The sequence below is a fragment of the Massilicoli timonensis genome, assembly GCF_900199515.1.
Lineage (GTDB): Bacteria > Bacillota_I > Bacilli_A > Erysipelotrichales > Erysipelotrichaceae > Massilicoli > Massilicoli timonensis.
The window spans coordinates 62,594-87,754 of the sequence record NZ_LT963434.1 but is presented as its reverse complement, the minus strand read 5'-3'; the positions used below and the strand labels follow the sequence as shown (position 1 = coordinate 87,754).

The window sequence follows — 25,161 nt, the reverse complement described above, 5'->3', positions numbered from 1 at the left end:
TTTATACCCCCTTCACCACGTGCATGAGCGCACCGATCACAGCCGCGCACATCACGATACCGCCGATCACCAGCAGCCAGATCCCCGGCAGGATCACACCTTCCATCGCCATAAACATCAATACTCCGCTGGTAAAGCAAAGTGCGATCAGGGCGAAGAAAAACGGCAATGCGACGATAAACAATAATAATTTCACTAAAATTGCGACGATCGTGCTCGCTTTTTTGGGATAGGGCGCATCACTGTAAGGATGTGCGAATTCCCGCTTATCCACCTCTTCACTGCGGCTTGGCTTGCTGCGCTCAAAATGGAATACGTCCTTTACATCGTCGATGACGCTTTCACTCCCCTCATGCGCGCGGTAATAAAGCAGCCGGCTGCGCATGATATGAACGATTGCCAACAGCGCTGCCACGACATAGAATGCATTGACCAGTCCATACCACAGACTCCCTAAAAGATCGCCGGTCGAGGAAAAATTCAAAATATCCGATAACAGCGAATCCCCAAGCGATGCGATCAGTTCTACCGGGATCTTCAGCAGCCAGATGATCAGCAGCACAATAAAAAATTCAAATACGAGCCTTACCACATTATCGATATCCAGACTGGTAAAACGCATGATGAACTGCTTGCATTCATCGAAAAAACGGTTCAGTTCCTCATTGAAACGCTGTTCCTTGCTTTCTTTTTTCGCCTGTTTGACATCGATTTTATAAGCGTCTAAGATCTCATCGATCAAGGCGTCAAGATCCCCGAAATCCGCAATCGCTTCTTCCTCGCTTTTCCCCTCTGCCATCTTCAGATCGATATGCGTTACATATTCAGCGATCACATCTTCGCGTTCCTCTTCACGGATCATTCGCAGTCCTTCTCTTAATTTCGCAATAAATGCATCCTTCTTCATCCTTTTTCACACTCCTTGATAAACAAATCCACCTGTTTGGAAAAAGCCAGCCAGTCCTTTAGCAGTTCTTTCGCATAGCGCTTCCCTGTCTCGGTCAAATGGTAATATTTGCGCGGCGGTCCTTCGCTTGACTCAGACAAATACGTGTCAAAGTAATGTTCATTGGTAAGCCGCTTCAATAAAGGATAGATCGTACCTTCATTGACATCAATGACTTTAGAGACCGATGATACGAGTTCATATCCATACATATCCCGTTTTTCCGTTTCCAGCAGCACGATCAGCTCCAGCACCCCTTTTTTCATCTGAATGTTCACCGCACTCACCTCTTGCTATTATATTACATTCAGTATTATGTATTGTCAAGTAGTAAATGATATAGAATAGAAAAAAGAGGCAGTTTGCCTCTTAGGAATGCATATGAAGTTCGCTCAGCTTACGCTGCTGCTCCTCTTTCATGAACTGACTCGTATAGAGTTCATAGTAATAGCCTTTTTGGCGCATAAGCGTCTGATGGGTTCCTTTTTCCAAAACTTTTCCGTGCTTCATGACGATGATCTGATCAGCATGTACGATCGTGGATAAACGATGGGCTACCACAAAGCTCGTTCTGCCCTTCAATAATTCCTCGATCGCCTTTTGAATCATCTTCTCGCTCTGCGTATCAATGGAAGAAGTCGCCTCATCCAAGATCATGATCGCCGGATCATGCAGGATCGCTCGGGCAAAAGAAAGCAGCTGCTTTTCACCGGTCGATAAACGATTGCCGCCTTGACCGATCAGCGTATCATAGCCATGTTCCATACGCATGATAAATTCATGGGCATTGACCAGTTTCGCCACGGCGATGATCTCCTCATCGCTTGCATCCAGTTTGCCATAGCGGATATTTTCCTTGACCGTACCGGAAAACAGCGTCGGCGTCTGCAGTACATAGCCGATATTTTCATGCAGCCAGCCCAGTGAACGCTTTCGATAATCCACGCCGTCGATCAAGATCTGCCCGCTGATCGGTTCATAGAAACGGCACAAAAGATTCACGATCGTGCTTTTCCCGCTGCCGGTCTCTCCGACGAGCGCCACCATTTCCCCCGCCTTTACATCCAGTGAAAAATCTTCCAGTACCGATTCCTCTTGCAGATAGTGAAACGATACATGATCAAAGCGTACATTGCCCATCAGCTTCACATCCTGCTTAGGCGTTTCTAAGATCGTGCCATATTTCGCGATCACTTCCGCAGAATCGACGACACTTGGCGTTTCCTCCAGCAGTGATAAGACCCGTTCCGCGCTCGCCTGTGCCATCTGCAGCTCTGCCATGACCCGCGCAATGCCCTTTAACGGATCAAAGAAGGTGCCGGTGTACTGAATAAACATCGCCAACGTACCGAACTGGATCGTTTCTAACAGCACCTGCTGTCCGCCGATCTGTAACAACAAAGCGATCGCCACTGCTGAAAGCAGATAGACCACCGGCTGAAACATTGCGTTGATCCGCGTCGCATAAACCGATTTCTCACGCATTTTTTCACTCAGCTTCGCAAACTCCGCAAAATTATCCTTCTCTAATCCCAAAGTCTTTGTCGTTTTGACCCCGTTGATCCCTTCCACAAACGAGGCGGTCAGCTGTGAATTGATCACACGCGTTTCCCGGTGCGCTTTCAAGATCTTATTTTGAAAATAATAGCTCGCATAAGCCAGTACCGGCACGACCACAAAGATACAGCATGCCAGCTTCCAGTTATAAGAAAGCATGACGATGCTTACGCCGATCATGACCATGAGCCCCCAACCGATATCGATCAGCGACCATGACAAGATCTCTGCCAAACGGCTGATATCACCGCTGACCCGCGCCATCAGCCAGCCGTTGCTCGTCTTATCAAAATACGAAAACGACAATACCTGTAACTTCGTAAACGCCTTTTCCCGCAAACGCTTACCAAACGACGCTTCCAAATAAGCCGCCAGTCTGAAAAACAGATAAATGCTGAGACATTGTACTGCCACAGTGATCAAATAAGCTAAAGCAAACCAGACGATCTGATCGTCATTTCCCTGATTGAGCACCAGTTCATTGATCGCATACTGAGAAAACATCGGCAGTGCCACATCGGTAGCCGCCACGACGACATTTGCTAAAATCAGCCAGATCATCGTTTGCTTAAACTCCATCAAATGGTGCAAGATCCGCTTCCAAAGCGATACCTCTAAAGAACGTCCATGAAACGTCTGCTCTTTCATGACTGCTGCCATGCTTCCTCACCTCCTTCATTTTGGATCATCGCGATGCGGCGATATAAGCCCTCTTCTTTCATCAGCTCTGCATGCGTGCCGGACTGGACGATACGGCCGTTTTCCAGCACGATGATCTGATCCGCATGCATCGCCGAAGACACCCGATGAGTGATCATGATCATCGTCAGATCTCCCTTCAAGGCCTGTAACGCCTGCTGGATCCGCGCATCCGTCTGCATATCCAATGCACTCAAAGAATCATCGAAGATCAACACCGGAGGCTGATCCAGGATCGTGCGGGCAATCGCAATACGCTGCTTCTGTCCCCCCGACAGCGTTACCCCTTTTTCCCCGACCGCTGTGGCATAGCCCTGATCAAAGCCTTCGATATCCTCATGAATGCTGGCAATACGCGCCGCATGGCGAATCTCCTCAAAAGACGCGTCTCGCTTTGCCAAAGCGATATTCTCTTCGATCGTTTTAGAGAACAAAAACGGTTCCTGCAGCACGATCCGAATCTGAGAACGGATCCACTCCTTCGCAATATTCCTCAGCTCCACCCCGTCGATCTTGATCGAGCCTTCATAATCCTGCATCCGCACCAACAGCTGTACCAGCGAAGATTTACCGCTTCCCGTCGGTCCCATGATCGCCACTCGCTGCTTGGCATGAATGGTAAAGGAAAGATCACGCAGCACATGGTTTTGATCATCCTCATAAGCAAACGATACATGATCAAACACGATCTCACCGCGGATCTCATTGCGTTCTCCGCTTACCAGATCCTCAGCCGGCGCATCTAATACTTCACTTAAACGTCCGACCGCCACGCTGACCTTGCCCATATCAGCCAAGATCCGTCCTAACTGACGCATCGGCCACACGATCATGCTTTCATACGTGACAAAGACAAACAGATTGCCGACGGTGATCTCGCCCGAACGCGCCATAAAGATACCGACCACCGTTACCAATAAGATCTGCCCCATACATAAAAAGTCCGTCGCGCTCCAATAAATTCCCAGCGCATGCATCAATTCAAAGAGCTTCTTGCGAAAGCTCTCATTGACTTCCTCGAATTTCTCGATTTCATAGCGCTCCCGATGAAACGCCTTGACGACCCGCGTCGCATTCAAGTTTTCCTGCAAGACCGTCGTCATGGCGCCTTCTGCTTCATCTACCGTTAAAAAGATCTTTTTCGCCTTCGTGAAAAACACATAGCCGATGAACATCAAAAGCGGCATGATCGAAACCGCAACCCCCATCAAACGCAGATGCAGGTTTCCTAAAATAAAAGCCGCACACAGTACCATGAAAACCGCATTCATCATTTCCGCGATCTGTACGCCTAAAAATCTTCTGATCTGTTCAATGTCCGAAGTGCTGCGCTGAATCAGATCCCCGCTGTCATGACTTTTATGATAAGCATCAGGCAGTTTCTGCAAATGATCATACATCGCCAAACGCAGTCGATTTGCCAAATGCTCTCCCAGCTTCCCGCTTAAATAGCTCCTGCGAAACATCGCCAGCGCACAAAGACCGTTTACCAAAATGATCGTAACCGCACCGACCCACATATGCTCCTTCAAAAACGCCGTTCCGCCGAGCAACTGTCCTAATACGGCGATCATGCCGTTTTCCATCGGCGCATTGCCGATCACATGATCGATCATCAGTGAAATGATGAGCGGATACACCAAACCGCATATCACATAAAGCAGGACATTGCCAAACACCTGCAGCAGGTAGCGCCTGCATCCATGCGCATGCTTCATCAAAAATGCAATGACTTTCATTTTCTCACTCCTTCCCTCATAAAAAAATAGGCTTTCGCCTATTTCCTACTGACTGTCTTCTTCCTCCTCGCAGGGCTGATGCGGTTTTATCTGCGTGATGATCTCCACAATTTCATCACTCATCCCCATTTCGCTCAGCACCTCCGCTATTTGGAGCTGTTCCTTTGCTTTCACTTTCATCACCTATTTCTAGTATGTGTGAAAGCGCACGCAATTATACCTGTGTCTGTAAATATTCTTTCAATGCACAGGCAATCTGATCAGGGCAGGATGTCTGTTTCCCACCGCATCGCACCCCTTCAAAAGCAGCAATCGTTTCGGCGATCGTTTTTTGTTCTAAAATTTTTGAAATACCCAATAAATTACCCGGACATCCGCCGGTAATCTGTACCTTGACGATCTTATCCCCGTCAACGGTAAAATCCATACGCGATGAACACACGCCCTTCGGTCGATATGTAAATTGCTTCATTCCTACCCCTCCTTCATCGGCAGCCGCTTTAATACCAAAGCAGCGATCCATGCGATCGCGATCCCGGTCGGGATCCCGGTAACAAGCAGCAGCGGCAAAACCGCAATCATGCGCCATTGCTCATATAATAACATAATAACAGCGACTTGTGCAATCACATGTGCACTGCTTCCCGCCATTCCGGTTCCATAAATCGTACAAGGCGTAAAACGCTTAGTGAACCACATTGCAAGCGAAGCACAGATCGCCCCTGCAAAAGAAAGCCAAAATGAGATCTGAAACAGCGTGCCGCGCATCAAAGCCGCCAGCACCACCCGCATCAGATTCACAAAGGTCATCGTCTTGTTATCATAGCGATAAAGCGCGATCATGGCGACACAGTTTGCCAAGCCCAGCTTAAAGCCGGGAATGACATAAGGCAAAGGAATGCTTGCCTCGATCAGCTGAAACAAGATCGCCATTGCGATCAACAGCGCACATTCACATAACTTCCTTACTTTCATTGCATCACCACATCCACATCGCCGTCATCCGCTTCAATACTGATCACGATCTCATTAGGCAAACAGATGATCGGCTCAGCTCCCGAAGAAACAAATCCCTGCAGTGAACAAAGATGATAAGGTGAATTTTCTTCGATTACCGCAACCGCTCCATCCTTTACTTCGATCTCCACTGTTCCATTTGTCCCTTTGACATGATAGATGCCGTTTTGATGCAGATCCAAGCGCAGCACTTCTTCATTACGATAACGCACCACCGCAATATCGCCCGCTTCTTTTCCATAGGAAAAATAAATCGGCACATAGGTACAAACCGCCGCTAACAGGATGATCAAGATCAAGATCTTATCTGCTTTGTTCATCGCATTCCTCCGTATTGCACTATGATGCCATGTTTCCAAGCGATTGTCAATATGCGCACTTTGTTCTTTGACGCATCAGCTCAACTGCTTCTTTCCCGCTCATTTCTTCCACATGCAGCTTCAAGATACAGACTGACGCAAGCGCACCCTCAATTTCCTTTGCCAAGTGTGCTTCACTTTCCCGTGGACTGTATTTTGCCGCAAGCAGCCTTAATGCACTGCGCAGCTGTGCTTCCTCCTCAATGATCTCCACCGTACCGAATACGATCACACTGCGAAAATAAGTCGTAAATTCCTCACTGATCACCTGATCTTTCCCGATCACACAAAATGAGGCACGCGCACACGCTTTTAATAAATCCAGCTTATGTCCGCTTTTGGCACAATGAAAATAAATCGCTCCTTCCTCATATACATAACTGAGCGGCACCGCATACGGATATTCGCCATTTAACGCCAATACCCCTGATGTACCTTCTTTCAACAGCTTCAAAGCATCTGCATCGCTTAATTGTTGTTTTGCTCTACGCATTTGTTTCATTCCTTTTCCACCTTTCTTCCTCTTATCCTTTATCACTGCGGCTTCTTCTTTCGCAGCTGTCTGCGCAGTTCCTCTAACTGCTTCATCCGCATACCTACCTTAGCCTCGCTTCCCTGCGTGGTCGGGGTGTAATAAATCGTCCCTTCCAGTGCCGGCGGCAGACAGTACATGCCGGTGATCTTTTCTTCATGATCGTGCGCATAATCATAGTCTTTTCCATAATCCAGCTCTTTCATCAACCGCGTCGGCGCATTGCGAATCTGTAACGGCACGCCTTCTTCACTTGTCTTGCGCGCATCTGCGGCGGCTTTTTCATATGCCACATATAATGCGTTGGATTTCGGTGCAAGCGAGAGATAGGTGACAGCATGCGCCAGATGTACGCTGCACTCCGGCATCCCCAAATCATGGCAGGCATCAAAAACCGCCACACAGATTTCTAAAGCACGGCTGTCTGCCATACCGATATCCTCACTGGCAAAACGCACCAGTCTTCTTGCCACATAAAGCGGATCTTCCCCCGCTTCCAGCATTCTCGCAAGCCAATACAGCGCCGCCTGTGTATCACTGTTGCGCATACTTTTATGTAAGGCGGAGATTAAATTGTAGTGTTCTTCCCCTTTTTTGTCATAGAGCATCGATTTTACACTGATACACTGCTTCAGGTCTTCTTCCTCAATGAAGATCGCATCATCTTTGCGCTTCGCATTCAGCACCACCATTTCCAGTGTATTCAGCGCCATGCGCGCATCTCCTCCCGCAAAATCCGCGATCATGCGCAAATAGCGTTCATCACAGCGCACATGCAGCTTTCCAAAACCGCGCTCCGCCTGCAGCGCATGCTTTAATACCTGCACCAGATCTTCATTGCTTAATGCCTTTAAGACAAATACCTTACAGCGGCTTAACAGCGCAGAATTGATCTCAAAAGAAGGATTTTCCGTCGTTGCCCCGATCAAAGTAATCGTTCCCTTTTCCACAAAAGGCAAAAACGCATCCTGCTGGGCTTTGTTGAAGCGATGAATTTCATCAACGAACAAGATCGTCTTTTCGCCATAAGCATAAGCCTGTGTCGCATCTTTCATCACTTCTTTGATTTCCTTCATGCCACTGGTAACCGCACTGAACTCTATAAAACGGGCATGTGTCAGCGTTGCGATCAGCTGCGCAAGCGTTGTTTTCCCAACGCCCGGCGGCCCCCAAAAGATCATGGACGGCACCTGATCGGCACAGATCATCTGACGAAGCAGTTTCCCTTCATCCATCAAATGATGCTGCCCGATATATTCTTCTAATGTTTGCGGACGCATCCTGCTTGCTAAAGGATCTTGTAATTCGTTGGTAAACAGTGTCTGCATCTTCATCACCCTCTTTCCAGTATTTTATCATAAATTGATAAGAGCAGGTAGCCTTTCCTACCTGCTCATTTGCATTGTTTTACTACTGTTCGCTGCTTCTGTTCTTGCGTAACATTGCAGCGAATACGATCACACTTCCCCCTAGCAGTACATAGTACATTCCCTTGCTTACTTCATCTCCTGTATGTACTGTTTCATTCTCCTCTTTCTTGATCTCCTCTATACTGCTTTCTCCCTTATTCTCTTCCGGTTTTGTCGGTTTTTTCTCTGGGATTTCCGGCTCTTTCGGTGTTTCTTCTTTATATCCTGCATATAACTGTAACGTACCATTTTCTAATGTCATAAAATCGATCAGATCGGTTTCCGCTAATGGCATCGTACACGCTTCATCTAAATACCAGCCATTGAATATGAATCCCTCTTTGCTTAGGCTAGCAGATGGGTTATTGGTTAATATGGTTGTACCGGTTAAGGTAAAATCTTGTTTTGCTTCTGCCATTGTGGAGTAGATGAAATGATCTGCTTGATATACGATCGCTTCACTTTCTGTATTCCCATTATTAAAAGTACCGTCATTTCCATGATATACAACTTTTGCATAGTATGGGGTTCTATTATAATAAGTCATCCACTTATCCTCTGGATCAATATTATCAATAATTCTTTTATCTTCTGTTATGATCATTAATGGAATCGGGTCATCTAACGGTATAAGTTCAATTTCTGATTCATTGTAATAAAACATACCATTGATATAACAGTTTTCATTAGAATTCCAATTACTTAAATCAATAATATTGAATTTCCCACAATTCTGAAACATGCCCGAAAACCTTTTGCAAGAACTTGTATCAAGAGTTTCTAATCCTTTTACATGATTCAGATTGGTACAACCAGCAAACATATAACTCATATCTGCAACTTTTTCTGTATTGAAGTTGCTTAAATCCAACGTCTCTAAACTACTGCAACCGAAAAACATCCAATTCATTGTTGTTACTTTGCTTGTATCAAAATTACTAAGATCTAGTCTTTCTAAATGATTACACCCTTGAAACACAGATCCCATATCAACAATATTACTAGTATCAAATGTATCTGAAAATTTAATGCTTTTCAAATTTGTGCAGCCACCAAACATTATAAACATATATTCAAGTTTATAAGTATTGAAATTACTAAGATCCAAACTTTCTAAACTGGTACAGTCTTGAAACATGTTACTCATAGTTGTTACATTTTTTGTATCAAAATTACTAACATCTATATGTTCTAAAGATTTGCACCTGAAAAACATCCCACTCATATTTGTTACCTTGCTTGTATCTAATGTCTCTAATCCCTTGATGTTTTTTAGGTTTTCACATCCTAAAAACATCCCACACATATTAGTAACATTACTCGTATCTAGTCCACTCAAATCTACTGTTTCTAACTCAGTAAACCAGTAATTTGCTTCATAAAATACACTGTTAATCGAATCTATCCCCAGTGTTACTTTCTGATCCGTTGTTCCTACTTTCAAGGATACTAATTCATTATAGTATTTTGGATTTCCTGATGAATTCTCTTTTTTAAGATTATCAAACATTCCATCAAAAGTTGCAACCTCTACTGATACACCTGGTCTTTCTTCAAACTCTGATGGAATGACAACATTTACGGCATTCCCTTTGTACTTCGTTAATGTGATCTTATCACTTGTTTCTGTATAATCCCAATCACTTAGCGTTAGGCCACCTGCCTCAGTTTCAGAGTACTGATTTACAGTACCCCCCCCCCCTGGGCAAAAATCATGTTCGGTTTTACTGCCATGCCCAACATCAGGCATAGACTTGCCAAAAGCAACGATACTTTCTTTTTCATCTATTTTCCTCCTTTCGTCTGTTTTTTTTACAGACGCTATCTTTGCTTGCTTACACTATATCATATTTTCTCATATTTATCTACTTTTATCAAAAATGTCATTCTTTCCAATCATTTACATATCCCACAGTATTGTTCTTCCCTCATATCTCAACAAACCACTGTTCCATAACAAAAAGCCTTACCTCTGTTCTACAACAGGTGCAAGACTTTCTTAAACGATCTTGATGTTCTATCCCTTTGCATCGGCGATGGCTGCTTCTACGAGCGGGATCATATGTCCCACATAGATGCTGCATCCGCTTATGACATCAGGATTCTCCAACACGCCGTATTCATTCATTTGCAGATCGGCAATGCTGTAATCCTTGATAAAGGTTTCCAAGTAATGGATCTGTTCATCCCATTCACGGCCGACTCCCGATACCGCTTTTAAGCCATAATCATCGCCCATTGATTTTTTAGAAACGCCGTTCTTGTACTCATCAATGTTTACATCTACTACTTTATCCTTGCTTTTGGAATATTCCACGGTAACGACCGTATAGTTCCCCTCCTCATCCGGTTCGCTCTGAGCTGTTCCGGTTACGATATCCTTGCTGCTGGTGCAGCCCATGCACAGCAATACGCTTACAACTGCCAATAGTTTTTTCATCTGATTACTCCTTTCCTTCCTCTTCACCCATAAACGCTCGATAGGTGAACATCACATCGACTTTTTCATTGATTTTCTCCAGTGCCTGATAAAAGGCTTTTTTATCAAATATCGCCATGTCGATATACGCATATTTGGTGCCGATCGCGCCGCCGATCGTTCTGGCGATTCCCAAAGGGGATAACAGCTCGTGAATTTGTTTTTCATACTGGGCTCGGATCATGCTTTCCTTTCCCTTTTCCGCAAGCGGTTCATAATACAGATACCCATATTCTGCCCCAAAAGTGCTAAATTCATGCAGCTGGTCGTAAGTCTGATTTACCAGTTCCTCAAACAGCAGCGGATGACTGGTTACGATCGCCACCATATCTTTGCGCAGACTTTCATTTTGCACAGGCTGATCCAACTGATAAGCAAAATAGATCTGGGTTGGATCGCGGTATTCCAGCCAGTTGCGATCGATTACGATATCACAAATATCCTCATAGAGATTTGGCAATAGCACCACATCTTGTGCATCGGTCGGTGCATCCAAGATCGAAACATCACCGATGCGTGCTTCCAGTTCCAGCTCACCGATATAAAGCTCCAACAAATACATGGCCATTTCCTTCGCCGCTTTTTTCTCTACATAACAAAAGCCTTCACAGTAAAGCTGCAGATGCAAAAGCTTCGCGGCATCGTCGATCGTATAATACACCTTGATATCGTGACCGCCATAGCGTTTTCCCTTTAGTTCAAAATACGCATGCTGCGCCATTTCTCCAAGCGGCTTGCGAAATGCGTTGAAGATCCAGCGAGAACGCAGTTCCTGCGGTGCACAGGTTTCCCATAAGCCGCATAAATACTGGATATTCTTACGGGCACCGCTCTCACAGGTCATTTCCATGTAGTGATCATCGACCTCATATACCGCTTTACAGCCGCATAACTGCTCCATCTTTTGATTGATCATTTCTTCATAGCGATTTCTTTCTTCGCTTTGCTGCTTTTGTAAAGCAGTATAGAAAGCGCCTTCTATTCCCTGAAACCAGCGCCAAAACTGTACCATGCGTGATCTTGCGTCCATCTGCTTCTTCCTCTCTTGAAACTAACATCCACAAATGCGTTCCCATTATACCAAATACCATTGTAAAAAGCAAAAGAAAAGCAGGGATTTCCCTGCTTCCTATGTATCTGTTAGTGAAGAAAATCAGTTCAGTTTTTTCTTCAAAGCGATCGTGCCTGCTAATCCTAAGCTCAACAGTGCCAATAACGCATAGGCACCTGCAGTCGTCGTATCACCGGTATTCGGTGCAGACGGTGTTGTATTCGGTGTCTGTGGCTTATCCTGCGGTGTTGTCGGATCGACCGGTGTAATCGTCGCTTTTTTGTTCCAAATCATGTAAATGGTCGTATCTTCATTGATCGCTTCATTTGCCTTTAATGCTTTGGTTCCTTCCTGATCTAAGAAGAATCCTTGGAATACATGGCCTTCAAAATCAAGATCTTTCGCGATCGCTGACAGTTCTTCCAGATCCGCTTCGCTGAATACATAGCCTTTTAACGCTTCTACGGACAGCTCGCTTGGATCCACGACATCACTCAGGTCTACTACTTTGCCATCTACGACAGCGGCAATCGTAATCATGATATGAGGAATGATCTCACCGTCTTCACCCAGCGTGAATGTATCGCCGTTTACCGTCATCGTCGTATCAGCTTTGATATCCACCGTATCATTCAGATCGATCGCATCAGCCTTATCTTCATCTACATAGAACAGACTGGTTGATTTTCCTTCCGGTGCTTCTACTTTCACTGAATCGGCAATCGTTAACTTCGGCTCTACACCGCTGCGGTTATCCACATTGACTGCGCCCCATGAATTGTCTCCTAACAGGAAGGTCGCGTTGCTTGTTTCCAGCGTACCGCCGTTTAATACCACTGCGGCGCCGCCTGCTGTTTTCGTATTGTCGATCACAAGATCATTTGCCGTTACGTTTCCGCCGTAAACATGCAGACCGCTCTTGTTAAATTCTGTTGTTACGATTTGCACATCATCTAAAACAACTACTTCATCTTTTGCCATGGCTGTAACCACATTTTCCTTGCCAAGGGCTTCGCTGCCTTTGAATGCATGACCATTTCCTTTGATCGTCATGCCTTCCTGCAAATACAGCGGCGATGTCAAAGTAATATCAGAATTTAATACCACTTCGGTTACATCTTTGTCTTTTTTTGCCATGATGAAATCGCCGAGATCATCCGCATTCACATATGCCAGCTGACCATCTTCCGTCGCTACTGTGGAAAGGGTGCTGTCTTTCGGCATGACCACCGTATTCGCATCGCTGTCATCAATACAGAGAGCTGACTGTGTTTTGTTATTGTCATGTGTCTTGACAACAAGATCTGCATCGCTTAAATCAACTTTTGCCCCGCTATCCACATTGATTCCATACCATGATCCTTCACTAAGTGTCAGATCCAGTTTGCCGTTAAAGTCCGCTTTGGCATTTCGATTGGCAATGATCGGCGCGCCTTTTGCACTGTTATGTGAGATCGTCAGATCATTTACGCTCAGATCTGCACCTGCTCCGACATATAACCCACTTTTGCTTGTTTCCTCTGCCTGAATGGTTACATTGTTCAAGGTTACCTCGCCGTTGATCCACACGACATGTGCATTTTGGATCCCCTTATCAACAAAGGTAACATTGCTGATGCTGGCTTTTTGATTAAGCTCCAGCATACTGGTTACTTCCACCACCACTGCTTCATCAAACTGATAATTGCTTTGTTTCAGTTGTTCCATAAAAGCAGTTTGGCTCAATGCGCCGTCTGCATGAACCGGTACTGTGCTGGAAAACATAGCAGCCGCAAGTGCAAACGACGTCAGTGTAGTAAATACTACATTTTTTCGTTTCATATATCTTCCTCCTCGTATGTGAAGCCCCGATTCTCTTTGTTTATAAGACAATCAGATAGCTTTATACTGTAAATATTGTACCCCCCCCCCCCCAGCGTTTTTGTCAATAGTGCGAAACCGATATTTTACATATTTTGACAAATCTGCTGTTCGTCCTTGAAAGCGCTTTGCTATATCCCTGTTCACGAAAAAATACCCGATGCTTTCTTCGGGTATCTTTATGCCTGCTCTAATAATGCCATGCGCAGCTTTTCGATGATCTTCTTTTCCAGTCTTGATACTTGCACCTGCGAGATCTGTAAGCGTTTTGCCGTATCTTCCTGCTTCATCGACAATGTATAGCGATAATACAGCAGCTGCTGTTCTTTTTCACTTAACCGTTTGATTTCATCACATAAAGCGACATGCAGTGCGACATCGCGTTCTGCACTGCTCACACGATCAGAAAGATGAATCGTGCTGCCGTCTTTTTCATAGACCGGTTCATCCAATGAATACACAAACTGATTCGCTTCAAACGCTAAGATCACATCTCCTACCTCTAAATGCATCGCATCGGCAATCTCCTGATAGCTGACTGCCCTTCCATGCTGCTGAATCAGCTCTTCCTTGACCTTTGTCATTGCCACATAGCCTTCTTTTAAGCTGCGTGAAATGCGCATATTGCCGTCATCGCGAAAAAAGCGTTTGATCTCGCCCATGATGATCGGCACCGCATATGTAGAAAAACGTACCTGATAGTCCGCATTAAAATGATGGATCGCTTTCATCAGACCGACCATGCCGATCGAAAGCAGATCCTCATCAATACCGCTGCGGGAAAAGCGTTTGACAATGGAAACGACCAACGGCTTATTTTGTTCCACAAACTGTACCAAGGCGCTTTCATCACCCGTTTTGATGCGTGCAAGCAGCTCGTCATTGCTGATCTTCGATGCCATGGATCTGTTTGATGATCGTTACCGTCGTACCGCAGTCCACCTTAGAATTCACATAGAATTCATCGGCAAACGCGCTCATGATGCTCATTCCCATCCCGCTGCGCTCCAAATGGGCTTTTGAAGTATAAAGCGGCTGCATTGCCAGATCAATGTCAGGGATACCGCATCCCTGATCCTCGACAATGATCGTAACGATCTTTTGTTCATCGTAGGAAACGCTGACGATGACTTCTCCGTCCTCTCTTCCCTCGTAGCCGTGGATCATCGCATTGACGATTGCTTCTGCCATGATCGTTTTGATCTCCATCACTTCTTCTACGCTCATCGAAAGCGGCATCAGAAAGGCAATCACGCTCGTACGGGCAAACGCTTCATTTTCCAAATGAGAGCAAAAAGACAGCTTCATCCGGTTCATATCAACACCTCGCTTTGTTCTAATCTGATGATGCGAAAGATGCCCGACATATGAAACAGCCTTTTCTGGCTGCTTGATAAATTACATAATACGAGTTCTCCGTCATATTTTTTTATTTGCTTGTAGCGCGCCAAAACGAAACCGATACCGGTGCTGTCCACAAAATCGACCTTTTGAAAGTCCAGCTTGACGAGCTTAGGGCGATGCGTTTCGATCAGCGCCGCGCACGTTTCTTTTACTTTGCCAACCGCCACATTGTCAAAGTCTCCCTCAAAGTGAAAAATGAGGGTCTGATCCTGTAATTGATAGTCCACATGATCCCTCCTGTCCGCTATCTTAGCACGTTTTATTTTCCTTTTGGGAATCCTCGACAAAACCTCTTATCCATCAACAAAAAAAGCATGCGCTAGGCAAAAAATAATGCCAGCAGCGTATGCTTGCATAAATCAAAGAAGGTGCGTTTTTCAACATTGCGATCACTGTAAAGAGGTACTTTGACTTTTGTTTGATTGTCAAGTGTCAAGGTCAATGTGGCAACGGTTTCTTTTTTCTGATAGGGCAGTTCCTTGGTCAAAGTGATTTCCTTTTTTACGACTGCCGGCTGTTCCCCTTTCGGATAAACGGCGATCGCATCTTCCTTTAATTTCAACTTCACGATCTGCGGTTTACCGTTCTCTAAAGTAATCGTTTCGGCAACCGTATCTTTCTTCATCAAAATACCTTGGGTCATCTGCGAAAAGCCATAATCCAGCAGCTGCTTTGCTTCCAGATTGCGCTGCTTGGAATTTGGTTCTTTCATGACGACCGCGATCAGCCGTACACGCTCTTTTTTAGCGGTAGCGGTGATGCAGCTCATCGCCTCTTGGGTGAAACCGGTCTTCAAGCCGTCTACCCCGGGATATTGCTTTAACAGTTTGTTGGTATTGACGAGCCAGAATTTATCATCGCCGTCCTCGCGAATATATGCGTCATAAGTACCGGTGATCTTCAACAGATCATCTCCTCCCTTCGCAATGAGTGCCTGTGCGATGATCGCCATGTCTTTGGCGCTGGAGTAGTGGTCTTTATCATGAAGGCCGGTCGCATTGACAAAATGGGTATTGGTCAAACCAAGCGTCTGTGCTTTCTCATTCATCATTTCCACAAAGTGTTCATGACTGCCGCCGATCTTTTCTGCCATCGCTACCATGGCATCATTGGCCGATCCGATACAGATCGCTTTTACCAGATCTTCCACAGTCATCGTTTCATTTTCTTCTAAGAAGATCTGACTGCCTCCCATCGAAGCCGCATGCGCGCTGGCACTGACCGTATCATCCCACTTTAAGCTGCCCTCATTTAATGCCTCATAGATCAAAAGCAGGCCCATCATCTTCGTCATGGAAGCCGGATATAACTTTTCATCCGCATTTTTTTCAAATAGGACAGCACCGCTTTCATATTCCATCAAATAAGCTGACTGTGCACTGGAAGCGAGGGTCGTCTGCGCTTGGGCTTTTGGCGAGGCCGGAAAGAGCCATAACTCGAAAAACAGCACAAAGGCCATGAAAAAACCAATTTGTTTTTGTATGCGTTTCATTTCTATCTACCTCACTTCAATGTATGAGGAAACGGCAGAAAATATGAAAAAGATGGCGCTAAGCCATCTTTTCATGAAAGACGATTACCAAATCATCCTTGATTATTGATATTCAGACTGCCTTTCAAAGCGGCGCCTTTTTGAATTTCAATGCTGCCGGCGTTGATCTCACCGATCAGATCAGCCGTACTGCCGACGATCATATCGCCCTCAATATGACAATCTCCTTCGATCTTGCCGTTTACGATACAGTTTGCCACTGCCACCTGTCCATAGATCGCCCCGGCTTTCCCATTGTTCTCCGCCTTTCCATGGACCCGCAATTCTCTGGCCTCGACATCGCCCTCGACGCTGCCGCCTACCACCATATCGTTTACGCAATTCACATTGCCTTTTACTTCTCCATATACCAATAAATCATCATTGGCGCTGATCTCACCTACGATCTTGCACTTGCGGGCGATGATCGTTTTATTGTTTGCAGTTTCATTCATCATACTATCCATTCCCCTTTATTCAACAGCCGCGTCCTGCGTAATATCCAGATGACCTTTGATGACGGCACCGGCTTCGACTTCGATCACTTTCGCGCAGATATCGCCGATCACCACAGCCTGTGCGCCGATATGACAGCGTTCATTCACGCTCACATTCCCTTTTACTTTACCTAAAAGATTGACCGACTGCGCCGTAATATTGCCGACTACGACGGATACTTCACTTCCCAGCGTGATTTCTTTTGCACAGCGGATATCGCCCTCATGCTTGGCATCGTGCAGCACAACGCTCTCCGCTTCGATCGTACCGTTTGTTTTACCGCCGGACATCACTTTTCCGCTTACCGCTAAATCACCGTTGATCACGCCTTTGACATGCAGATCGCCCTCACATTCAATATTGCCGTAAACCGTCGTCTTGGCTTCAATCACCGACACTTCTCTTTCTGCAGGCGTTTCTAAATTGCTTCCTTCCTCATAGCGATTGATTGCGGCCATCAGCTCATCGCTATCATTTACAGGAATATCATTTGCAAGCATTTCATCCAATTTTTCTTCCGTGCGCAATGCTGCTGCATCTTCTTCCAGATCTTTATTCTGTCTGTTTTTGTTGATATTGTTCATCATCTTGTTATTTACGTTCCACTTCACAAATCCATCTCCTTCTAATTCTTACAGATCCAGCATTCTGTAATACTTTTTTTCCTGCTGGGATCCTTCCAGCAAAACCCTCTTTATTCTACATAGTGATATATGATTTGTCTTATTTTGTCAATTTATTCCATCTTTTCATACGTTCCTAGTGAAATGCTGAAAAAAAGGAGATCTATTCGATGATCTCCTCGATAAGCTGTGGTTTTTCACAGGCAGTTTCATGAAACGTATATGCCGCAAGACACGCATCCATGAAATCCTGTGAAAGCGGTGTACGATGGTGGATCGTGGCAAGGGAATCGCCTTTTTCCACATGATCGCCTACCTTTTTATGCAATACGATGCCGACTGATGGATCGATCTGATCTTCCTTTAACGCTCTGCCGGCGCCTAAGCGCATCGCCGCAACACCAAGCGACAGGGCGTTCATATCGCAGATATAGCCGCTTTCCTGCGCTGTTAATTCACATGTAACAGGTGCCTGCGGCAGCTTTTCAGGATGATACAGTTCTTCTACATCGCCCGACTGCGCCTTTACCATTGCCGCGAATTTCGCAAATGCACTGCCGTCTTGAATCACCTGTTCCAGCATCTTTCTGGCGCTCGCATGATCGTTTGCAAGCTTTGCCTGCATCAGCATCACGCTGCCTGCTTCCAAACACAATTCCGTAAAATCCGCAGGCCCTTTTCCATGCAGGGTGTCGATCGCTTCTTTTACCTCCAGCGCATTGCCGATCGCATTGCCCAAAGGCTGATTCATGTTTGTGATCATCGCTCGTGTATCCTTGCCCAGTCTTTTGCCGATGGCGATCATCGTCTTTGCCAAGGTGCGTGCCGAAGCCACATCGCTCATAAAAGCGCCTTCTCCGTACTTGACATCCAATAAGATCGTATCAGCACCGCTTGCCAGTTTCTTCGACATGATGCTGCTGGCAATGAGCGGGATCGCATTGACGCATGCGGTTACATCTCTCAGTGCATATAGTTTTTTATCTGCCGGTACAACCTGGGTCGTCTGTCCGATGATCGACAGACCGATCTCATTGACCTGTTCGATGAAGCGGCTTTCCTCCATATCGATCTGAAAACCGCTGATGGATTCTAACTTATCCAGCGTCCCGCCGGTATGCCCAAGACCACGGCCGCTCATCTTTGCGACCTTTGCGCCGCATGCCGCCACCATCGGGGTCAAAGCAAGCGAAGTCTTATCCCCCACTCCGCCGGTGGAGTGCTTATCTACCTTTACACCGTTGATCTTGCTTAGATCGATCACATCACCGCTGTGCAGCATGGCATCGGTAAGCCAAACGGTCTCATCGATCGTCATGCCTTGGAAGCAGATCGCCATCAACAGCGCCGCTACCTGATAATCCGGTATTTCCTGTGCCACATAGCCGTTGATCCAAAAGTCGATCTCCGCTTTATTGAGCGCCTGTCCGCTTTTCTTTTTTTCAATGATATCTACAAAACGCATCGTGTCATCTCCTCACTTTGTTTTCCGCTGCAGCTGATACGCGTCAAATGTCTCATACTGCCGTTTTTCGATCAGTTCCCACATTTCTTCATCAAATGCAGGAAAGAAGCGATCGCCTTCATAATTCGTTTTCAATATAGAAAGATAGAGCCGCTTTGCATAAGGCAGAAACTGCTCGTAAATACTGGCGCCGCCGCACACCATCAAGATATCATCACTGTCTTTCCAGCGATCCAGCACCGCCGCTTTCTCGCTCCATAAAGTGATCGCTTCTTTCTGAATGATGTTTGTATGGCGGGTCAAGACATGGATCTTTCTGCCCGGTAACGGGTTTGGCAAATGCGCATAGGTCACACTTCCCATCAAAATGTCTTTTCCCATCGTCTGCTCCTTAAAATAGTGCAGTTCCTGTGGATCATGCCATGGCATGACGCCATCTTTCCCGATCACGCCGTTGGGACTCATGCAGACGATACAGGCGATCATGATCTTTTCCCCTTTCCACACTCACGCAGCTGTGCAAGCTCCTCGTCAGTTAATAGACGATATTCCCCCTCCCCCAGCGTTTCATCCAGCGTGAGCGGTCCCATCGCCAATCGTTTCAAAGAAACGACCTGATTGCCGCAATGGGCAACCATGCGCTTGACCTGATGGAATTTCCCTTCGGCGATCCGCATCCACATACAGTGCGTATCACGCACCTCGACCTTTGCCCCGCGGTAACAAACATCTTTTAGCTGTATGTCTGCAGAAAGCATTGCCACCTGCGATGAAGTGATCGCTTCCGCCGTATGCACTTCATACAGCTTATCGACATGATGGCGCGGTGACAACAGCTGATGCGCCAATTTTCCATCATTGCAGATCAGCACCAGACCGGTCGTATCTTTATCCAGTCTGCCGACCGGAAAATAATCGTTTGGAAGCGGTGGCTCAAATAGATCCATGACGGTCATCTGATCGGGATCGGCAGTTGTGCAAATACAGTCCTGCGGCTTATGCAGCATGATATAGAGATGCGCTTCATAAACGACTTCCTCCCCATCGATCATGATCACATCATGATCTGTGTCGATCTCCAGATCGCTTTTCACTGTGACCACACCATTGCAGGTTACGCGTTTTTTGCGCACCAGTTTTTTCACTTCGCTGCGCGTACCGATCTGCGCATGTGCCAAAAACTTATCTAATCGCATCTGATTATCCTCTCTTCAAAATCTTTTTGAAATCAATATGAAAGATCGTCTGCGGCAGGCGGAAATAACAGGACAGCGCCGCATAAGCACCTACTGATAAAAGTCCGGCAATGCCTAGTTGGATGAGCGCCATAAACCGTCCACAGTCATAGCCTTTCAAACCGATGAATGGGCAAACAAGTGAAACTGCATACAGTGCGCCGGTACAGATCAGCATTAAAATCATACGGCGATTGACATAGCGAAAGGAAAAATGAAAATATTTTTTGAAGGCATACACATCCAACAAGATATTGATCGCATAAGCGATGACGGTGGAAAGCACGGAACCGCTGTAACCAAACAGCATGATCATCGGATATGTCAAAATGATCTTTAACAAGGCGAAGATTCCCAGATTGCGCAGATTTAGCTTTGCCAAGCCGCCCGCCATCATAAACGCGTTAAAGATCGGTCCGATCGTATTCAAAAACGCCTCCAGTGCATACCAGCGCAAAATATCACCATAGATCGGCAGCATTTCCCCGCCGCCATACATCACATAATAGATCGGCGTGGCAAAGGCAAACAGGCAGAAAGAGATCGGAATGCCGATATAGAGCACCGAACCTAAACAATCGTCAATGTTGCGGCGCACTTGTTTCCAATCTTTTTTGGCGATATTGACCGTCAGATAAGGAACGATCGCTGCGGAAAACCCCGGTGCCAACACCATCGGGATCGACATCAGCTTCTGGATCTGTCCGGTAATCGCGCCGCTGATCAGACTGCTGGCAGCTTCGCTATAGCCATACGCAAGCAGTCCTTGATTCAAAAACAGCGAATTGACGATCATATCACTGTAGCCAAGCGCTGCCATGAGCAGATAAGGAAACGCGATCCACAGCATTTCCTTTAACAGTGCCTGCTTATCGTCATTGCCCTTTGTTTCCTGTTCTTTGGCTAATTTTCTAAGCCTCGGCATCTGCTTGCGGTCATAAAAGCGCAGATGAAGCAGCGCGGCAATCGCCGCTATGCCCGTAGACATTACGCCGAAATAAGCTGCCCAGATCTGATCCTGATGGAACACATACACACAGAGGGCGCCTGCACACAAAACAAAGGCAACCCGCACGATCTGTTCCAGCGTCTGCGACAAAGCATTGAGCTCCATATCCTTTAACCCCTGATAAAAGCCTCTGCCCGCACTGAGCATCGGCACAAAGATCAGCGCCGCTGCCAAGATCAAATAACTGTTGCGCAGCTGATCCGCATATTCTTGCGCAACCTGAAAGGAAGAGATCAAACCGGAACAAAGAACCAGCAGCAGCATCGATACGACGCCAAACGCAAACATGACGATATGCGCCAGTTTCTTGATCAGCAGGCTCGTCTTATAATCATCAAAGGTAACGGAACGCGCCACCATCGTCGCCACCGCAAAAGGAAGTCCCGCAGTCGCCACATTCAGGATATACGTATAAACATTGAGCGGCAGTGAATAAAAGATCATATTTTCCGAACCGACAATAGCGGTAAAAGGCACCATATAAAGCAAGCCGATCAGCTTGGATACAAAAATACCTGCGGTACTGATCAGTCCACCGGCCAGGATCGACTGCTTCCGCTTTTCCCTATTCATATGACATCACTCTCTATTCCTCTTTTTCCTGCGCTTCATCATTTTGATAAGCATACGTAAAATACACGCGATGGGTATTCAGTTTCGCATAATCCTTCCATGCGACCATCACATACAGCGATCCTTCGCTTTTCTTTACCTTCCCTTTCAAGGAAAGCGAACGATAAAAGCCTTTTTCTTTATCTTCCTGATAAGGCACCATATGATACACCTCATCGCTGTCCAAGATACCTAAGCTTGGATGGGTCACATCATCCGCCTTGATCTGTTCGCCGTCCACTGCCATGAATTCAATCTGATACATGGCGGTAATAGGCTCTTTTATCGTGATCTCATAAGCATAGCCATCTGTTTCCTTTTCCATCGTTATATCATGTGCAAACGGAATATCACTGCTTTCCGCACCTTTATTCGCTGCGATCGCCGCTACATATTCCTGATATTTTTCCTGTGCTTCTTCATCATAGCGCTGTGTGCCGGAACAGGCGCACAATAAGCATGCCAATACAATCAAACCGATGCTTTTTCGCATAGCGTTCACCTCATTTTCTATTATAGCACACTTATTTCTACACCTTCATGTATTTCTTACTATTTTACTATAAAAAAGTCAAACGTCTGCCAAGACACTTGATTTCATCGGTGTTCGAGCACCTCACGACGCTTGACGCTTTGGCGCAGAGACGTGATTAAGACAAAGGCCAATCCTTCGCCAATGAAAAAAACAGCAGTCCAAACAAAAATCAAATTGCGATACATTTTCAGTATTTCACGTTGATCGCTATCAGGACGTATAGACAATCCCACCTCATACTAAAAGAAGACTACCCTATTTTCAAAGGTTCTTTATCCATACCGAGACATTCCCCTTTTTCATGGCATATTACATGAAAGTATATCCGCGTTACAGATAAAGAAAAGCCTATCTCTTCGATTCATAGACATAGGCCTTCTTACATTTTTATTTATTGTATTTTCTCTGCTTTGTCATTGCGATGCTCATTACCGCCAGTGACACAAGCATCAGGATTCCCCACATCATCAAATGGCTGTTTGCTCCTGTCTCTATGATGGAAAATTCCTCTTTGTTTCCATCCTCGCCACTACTTGGTTCGTTTGGCTTCGTCGTTTTCTCAGTAATCGTAAACGTCTTGCTTGCGGTAGCTTGGGTGTAATTGCGATCCGGTGCCAATGTTGCCGTTACGCGATAGTGTCCTGGATTTGTCGGCGCACCATCTAAAACTTTCCATGTACCGTCTTGCTCCACTTCCCACGTAAAAGTAACTTTACCTGTGCTTCCGTGTGTGTCCACCTGCGGATCTTTTACCGCTTCTCCATCATATAACTTATCCAAATCTTCGATGATTGTCACTTGACCGTTTGCCTGTTTAATGACAAAGGAAACCGGATCACTTTCCAATCCCTCATACTCATCGGTGGCTTCCACCGTTGCTTTCACATAATATGTTCCCGCTTCCGTAGGCACGGTTGTTGTCCATGGACCATCTTCGCTATCACTGTACCAATAGGTAGGCTCTCCATATTGGGATTCAATCTTCGGCGCATTTTCTATAGCGTCATATTCTCCATACGTCCAGCCATCGATTGTCAGTTCAGAGTTCCAATCATTTGTTGCTTTTTGATTTGATAAATCAATTGGTTGAAGCGGACTGGCATAATCGGTTTTCTTTGCATCGTTGCATTGTTCATTGAACACATACAAAGTTTTATTACTCATATCCACACCAGTCAGATCGACTCTGACTGTTCCATTTTCTCCGGTTACTTTCTCTAACTTTACATAATGCGTATATTCCTTGGTCGTGTTATCTTGCACAATCACGGAGATATAACCGTTGGTATCGGTAGTATTGGCATTCTCATAAGATATCTTAACCGTATTGCCATCCGTACTTTGATACTCTGCTTTGAAGTTTGCGTGTGCATCATCTAAAACGGTTAATTTCCATTCGTTGGTATCGTTGGCTGACTCGTTTTCGAAAATCGGATTGTTTCCTGCCAATACATCTGACTTTCCGTTATCTGCAGCTGATGCAAACAAGACTTGATTCAGATTCAAATAGAAAGCAGGACGTACTCCAAGTACATTGATGTCGGCGACTAATCGACCATTTTCATCAACAACACCCGCACCGGAGACAGCGCCGGCAAGAGCATTACCAAACATGGGATTACCGGGGGAGCGAGTCCACCAATCGAAGCTCGCCTGTAAAATTGAACCACCGACAGCGGTGTTCATGCTCATCACCTCTTTCGTTGATAACGGCCATAACAACTGGTCATCCACCGGTTCTCCTGCTATTCCGTCTGTATCATACTTGTTAAACTCACTCACCGTTAAATCTCTTTTGACAACGGCAGTCTTTTCTGCTGCGCTTAATTTAGCATCGGCTATTGCTGTGATCGCCTGATGCAAATAGCTGTCCTTATAGGCATTGGTATTCGTTGGTCCAAACTCAGTCATCCCCTGGATATCTAACGATAACAGAGTAAGCTGACCATCTCCTGCTTCAACGACACGCCATTTAATTGGATCGCCCTCACTTCCGAAATACACCATCGCCGCATCGTTTGTTGCTGCATTGATTGCAAGCACGCTTTTATCCGCGATGTGCGACGTGCCACCTGTTGGTCCCTGTGCCAATACTATGCCCGGAAGCAAGCATAGTACCATACCTACTCCTAGCACGATCGCCAAAATTTGTTTTTTTACTTTCATCATTTGATTTTCTCCTCTCTTTATATAGCAAATCTTTATATGCGCCTATTTACAAAATGCGGACAGGCGCATTTATTGAAACTTTCAATCAGGCATAAGGTATGCCCGTTACCAAATTCAGCGCAAAAACCATTCTTGCGTTGTTACAGCCTATTTTTTATCCACACTGTCCTTTAAGCCCTTGCCAGCTTTGAAAGCCGGTACGGTAGCAGCGGGAATGGCAACAGGTTTCTTTGTCTGCGGGTTCATGCCGGTGCGTGCGGCGCGCTGGCGGGTTTCAAAAGTTCCAAAACCCGGAAGCTGTACCTTGCCGCCCTCTGCCAGACAATTTGTGATTGCGTTTAAGGCCGTATCCAAAGCCGCCTTTGCAGAGGCTTTTGTAATTCCGGCTCCTGCTGCCATTTGTTCAATCAATTCGTTTTTCGTCATAGTTAT

General features: G+C 45.8%; 27 protein-coding genes. All 27 read right to left on the bottom strand.

Annotation, left to right across the window (positions count from 1 at the left end):
- Window position 1: 1 nt before the first annotated feature.
- The 27 genes from C1712_RS02430 to C1712_RS02305 all read right to left on the bottom strand — a co-directional run bounded on the left by C1712_RS02430 (window position 2) and on the right by C1712_RS02305 (window position 25,155).
- Window positions 2-907, bottom strand: a complete 906-nt coding sequence (locus C1712_RS02430; protein WP_102266482.1) for a DUF1700 domain-containing protein — start codon at window positions 905-907, stop codon at window positions 2-4.
- Window positions 904-1,224, bottom strand: coding sequence for a PadR family transcriptional regulator (locus tag C1712_RS02425; protein ID WP_102266480.1), 321 nt, complete (start codon window positions 1,222-1,224; stop codon window positions 904-906). The genes C1712_RS02430 and C1712_RS02425 overlap by 4 nt, the downstream gene beginning before the upstream one ends.
- Before the next feature lie 91 nt (window positions 1,225-1,315).
- Window positions 1,316-3,163, bottom strand: coding sequence for an ABC transporter ATP-binding protein (locus C1712_RS02420; RefSeq protein ID WP_102266478.1), 1,848 nt, complete (start codon window positions 3,161-3,163; stop codon window positions 1,316-1,318).
- Window positions 3,148-4,941, bottom strand: coding sequence for an ABC transporter ATP-binding protein (locus C1712_RS02415; RefSeq protein ID WP_102266476.1), 1,794 nt, complete (start codon window positions 4,939-4,941; stop codon window positions 3,148-3,150). The genes C1712_RS02420 and C1712_RS02415 overlap by 16 nt, the downstream gene beginning before the upstream one ends.
- A gap of 45 nt (window positions 4,942-4,986) precedes the next feature.
- Window positions 4,987-5,121, bottom strand: a complete 135-nt coding sequence (locus C1712_RS13085; RefSeq protein ID WP_256197559.1) for a hypothetical protein — start codon at window positions 5,119-5,121, stop codon at window positions 4,987-4,989.
- Between the two features lie 34 nt (window positions 5,122-5,155).
- On the bottom strand, window positions 5,156-5,413 hold the full coding sequence (locus tag C1712_RS02410; protein WP_102266475.1) for a TIGR03905 family TSCPD domain-containing protein: 258 nt from the start codon (window positions 5,411-5,413) through the stop codon (window positions 5,156-5,158).
- A 2-nt stretch (window positions 5,414-5,415) separates the two neighbouring features.
- Window positions 5,416-5,916 carry a Gx transporter family protein gene (locus C1712_RS02405; protein ID WP_102266473.1) on the bottom strand — a complete coding sequence of 167 codons (501 nt, stop codon included), beginning with the start codon at window positions 5,914-5,916 and terminating at the stop codon, window positions 5,416-5,418.
- The gene (locus tag C1712_RS02400; RefSeq protein WP_102266471.1) at window positions 5,913-6,278 is read right to left on the bottom strand and encodes a NusG domain II-containing protein; all 366 of its coding nucleotides are present in this window, start codon (window positions 6,276-6,278) and stop codon (window positions 5,913-5,915) included. Before C1712_RS02400 ends, C1712_RS02405 begins: the two co-directional genes overlap by 4 nt.
- Before the next feature lie 46 nt (window positions 6,279-6,324).
- Window positions 6,325-6,819 carry a pyridoxamine 5'-phosphate oxidase family protein gene (locus tag C1712_RS02395; RefSeq protein ID WP_102266469.1) on the bottom strand — a complete coding sequence of 165 codons (495 nt, stop codon included), beginning with the start codon at window positions 6,817-6,819 and terminating at the stop codon, window positions 6,325-6,327.
- 32 nt (window positions 6,820-6,851) lie between these two features.
- Window positions 6,852-8,183 (bottom strand): replication-associated recombination protein A, encoded by a 1,332-nt coding sequence (locus C1712_RS02390; protein WP_102266467.1) that lies wholly within the window; start codon window positions 8,181-8,183, stop codon window positions 6,852-6,854.
- 76 nt (window positions 8,184-8,259) lie between these two features.
- Window positions 8,260-10,008 (bottom strand): BspA family leucine-rich repeat surface protein, encoded by a 1,749-nt coding sequence (locus C1712_RS02385; RefSeq protein ID WP_102266466.1) that lies wholly within the window; start codon window positions 10,006-10,008, stop codon window positions 8,260-8,262.
- A 267-nt stretch (window positions 10,009-10,275) separates the two neighbouring features.
- Entirely contained in the window at window positions 10,276-10,698 is a 423-nt protein-coding gene (locus tag C1712_RS02380) for a hypothetical protein (RefSeq protein WP_102266464.1), read from the bottom strand.
- Window positions 10,699-10,702: 4 nt separating this feature from the next.
- Window positions 10,703-11,767, bottom strand: coding sequence for a hypothetical protein (locus C1712_RS02375; RefSeq protein ID WP_102266462.1), 1,065 nt, complete (start codon window positions 11,765-11,767; stop codon window positions 10,703-10,705).
- Between the two features lie 123 nt (window positions 11,768-11,890).
- Window positions 11,891-13,609 (bottom strand): LPXTG cell wall anchor domain-containing protein, encoded by a 1,719-nt coding sequence (locus C1712_RS02370; RefSeq protein ID WP_102266460.1) that lies wholly within the window; start codon window positions 13,607-13,609, stop codon window positions 11,891-11,893.
- Between the two features lie 218 nt (window positions 13,610-13,827).
- Window positions 13,828-14,550 (bottom strand): sigma-70 family RNA polymerase sigma factor, encoded by a 723-nt coding sequence (locus C1712_RS02365; RefSeq protein WP_102266459.1) that lies wholly within the window; start codon window positions 14,548-14,550, stop codon window positions 13,828-13,830.
- Window positions 14,528-14,965 (bottom strand): anti-sigma F factor, encoded by a 438-nt coding sequence (spoIIAB, locus tag C1712_RS02360; RefSeq protein WP_102266457.1) that lies wholly within the window; start codon window positions 14,963-14,965, stop codon window positions 14,528-14,530. Before spoIIAB ends, C1712_RS02365 begins: the two co-directional genes overlap by 23 nt.
- Window positions 14,962-15,279: an anti-sigma factor antagonist gene (locus C1712_RS02355; RefSeq protein WP_102266456.1), complete on the bottom strand. Its 318-nt coding sequence runs from the start codon at window positions 15,277-15,279 to the stop codon at window positions 14,962-14,964. The genes spoIIAB and C1712_RS02355 overlap by 4 nt, the downstream gene beginning before the upstream one ends.
- Before the next feature lie 92 nt (window positions 15,280-15,371).
- Window positions 15,372-16,544 (bottom strand): D-alanyl-D-alanine carboxypeptidase family protein, encoded by a 1,173-nt coding sequence (locus C1712_RS02350; protein ID WP_102266454.1) that lies wholly within the window; start codon window positions 16,542-16,544, stop codon window positions 15,372-15,374.
- Window positions 16,545-16,636: 92 nt separating this feature from the next.
- On the bottom strand, window positions 16,637-17,050 hold the full coding sequence (locus C1712_RS02345; protein WP_102266452.1) for a bactofilin family protein: 414 nt from the start codon (window positions 17,048-17,050) through the stop codon (window positions 16,637-16,639).
- A 6-nt stretch (window positions 17,051-17,056) separates the two neighbouring features.
- A complete protein-coding gene (locus C1712_RS02340) occupies window positions 17,057-17,692 on the bottom strand; it encodes a bactofilin family protein (protein WP_102266450.1) in 636 nt (211 codons plus the stop codon).
- Window positions 17,693-17,867: 175 nt separating this feature from the next.
- Window positions 17,868-19,169, bottom strand: coding sequence for a pyrimidine-nucleoside phosphorylase (locus C1712_RS02335; RefSeq protein WP_102266448.1), 1,302 nt, complete (start codon window positions 19,167-19,169; stop codon window positions 17,868-17,870).
- Between the two features lie 12 nt (window positions 19,170-19,181).
- On the bottom strand, window positions 19,182-19,655 hold the full coding sequence (locus tag C1712_RS02330; RefSeq protein ID WP_102266447.1) for a dihydrofolate reductase: 474 nt from the start codon (window positions 19,653-19,655) through the stop codon (window positions 19,182-19,184).
- Window positions 19,652-20,365, bottom strand: coding sequence for a pseudouridine synthase (locus C1712_RS02325; protein WP_102266445.1), 714 nt, complete (start codon window positions 20,363-20,365; stop codon window positions 19,652-19,654). The genes C1712_RS02330 and C1712_RS02325 overlap by 4 nt, the downstream gene beginning before the upstream one ends.
- A gap of 4 nt (window positions 20,366-20,369) precedes the next feature.
- Window positions 20,370-21,986: a polysaccharide biosynthesis protein gene (locus tag C1712_RS02320; protein ID WP_102266443.1), complete on the bottom strand. Its 1,617-nt coding sequence runs from the start codon at window positions 21,984-21,986 to the stop codon at window positions 20,370-20,372.
- 13 nt (window positions 21,987-21,999) lie between these two features.
- Window positions 22,000-22,518 (bottom strand): hypothetical protein, encoded by a 519-nt coding sequence (locus C1712_RS02315; RefSeq protein WP_102266441.1) that lies wholly within the window; start codon window positions 22,516-22,518, stop codon window positions 22,000-22,002.
- Between the two features lie 429 nt (window positions 22,519-22,947).
- Window positions 22,948-24,729: an MBG domain-containing protein gene (locus C1712_RS02310; RefSeq protein WP_102266440.1), complete on the bottom strand. Its 1,782-nt coding sequence runs from the start codon at window positions 24,727-24,729 to the stop codon at window positions 22,948-22,950.
- Window positions 24,730-24,876: 147 nt separating this feature from the next.
- Entirely contained in the window at window positions 24,877-25,155 is a 279-nt protein-coding gene (locus C1712_RS02305) for an HU family DNA-binding protein (protein WP_102266438.1), read from the bottom strand.
- Window positions 25,156-25,161: the final 6 nt, after the last annotated feature.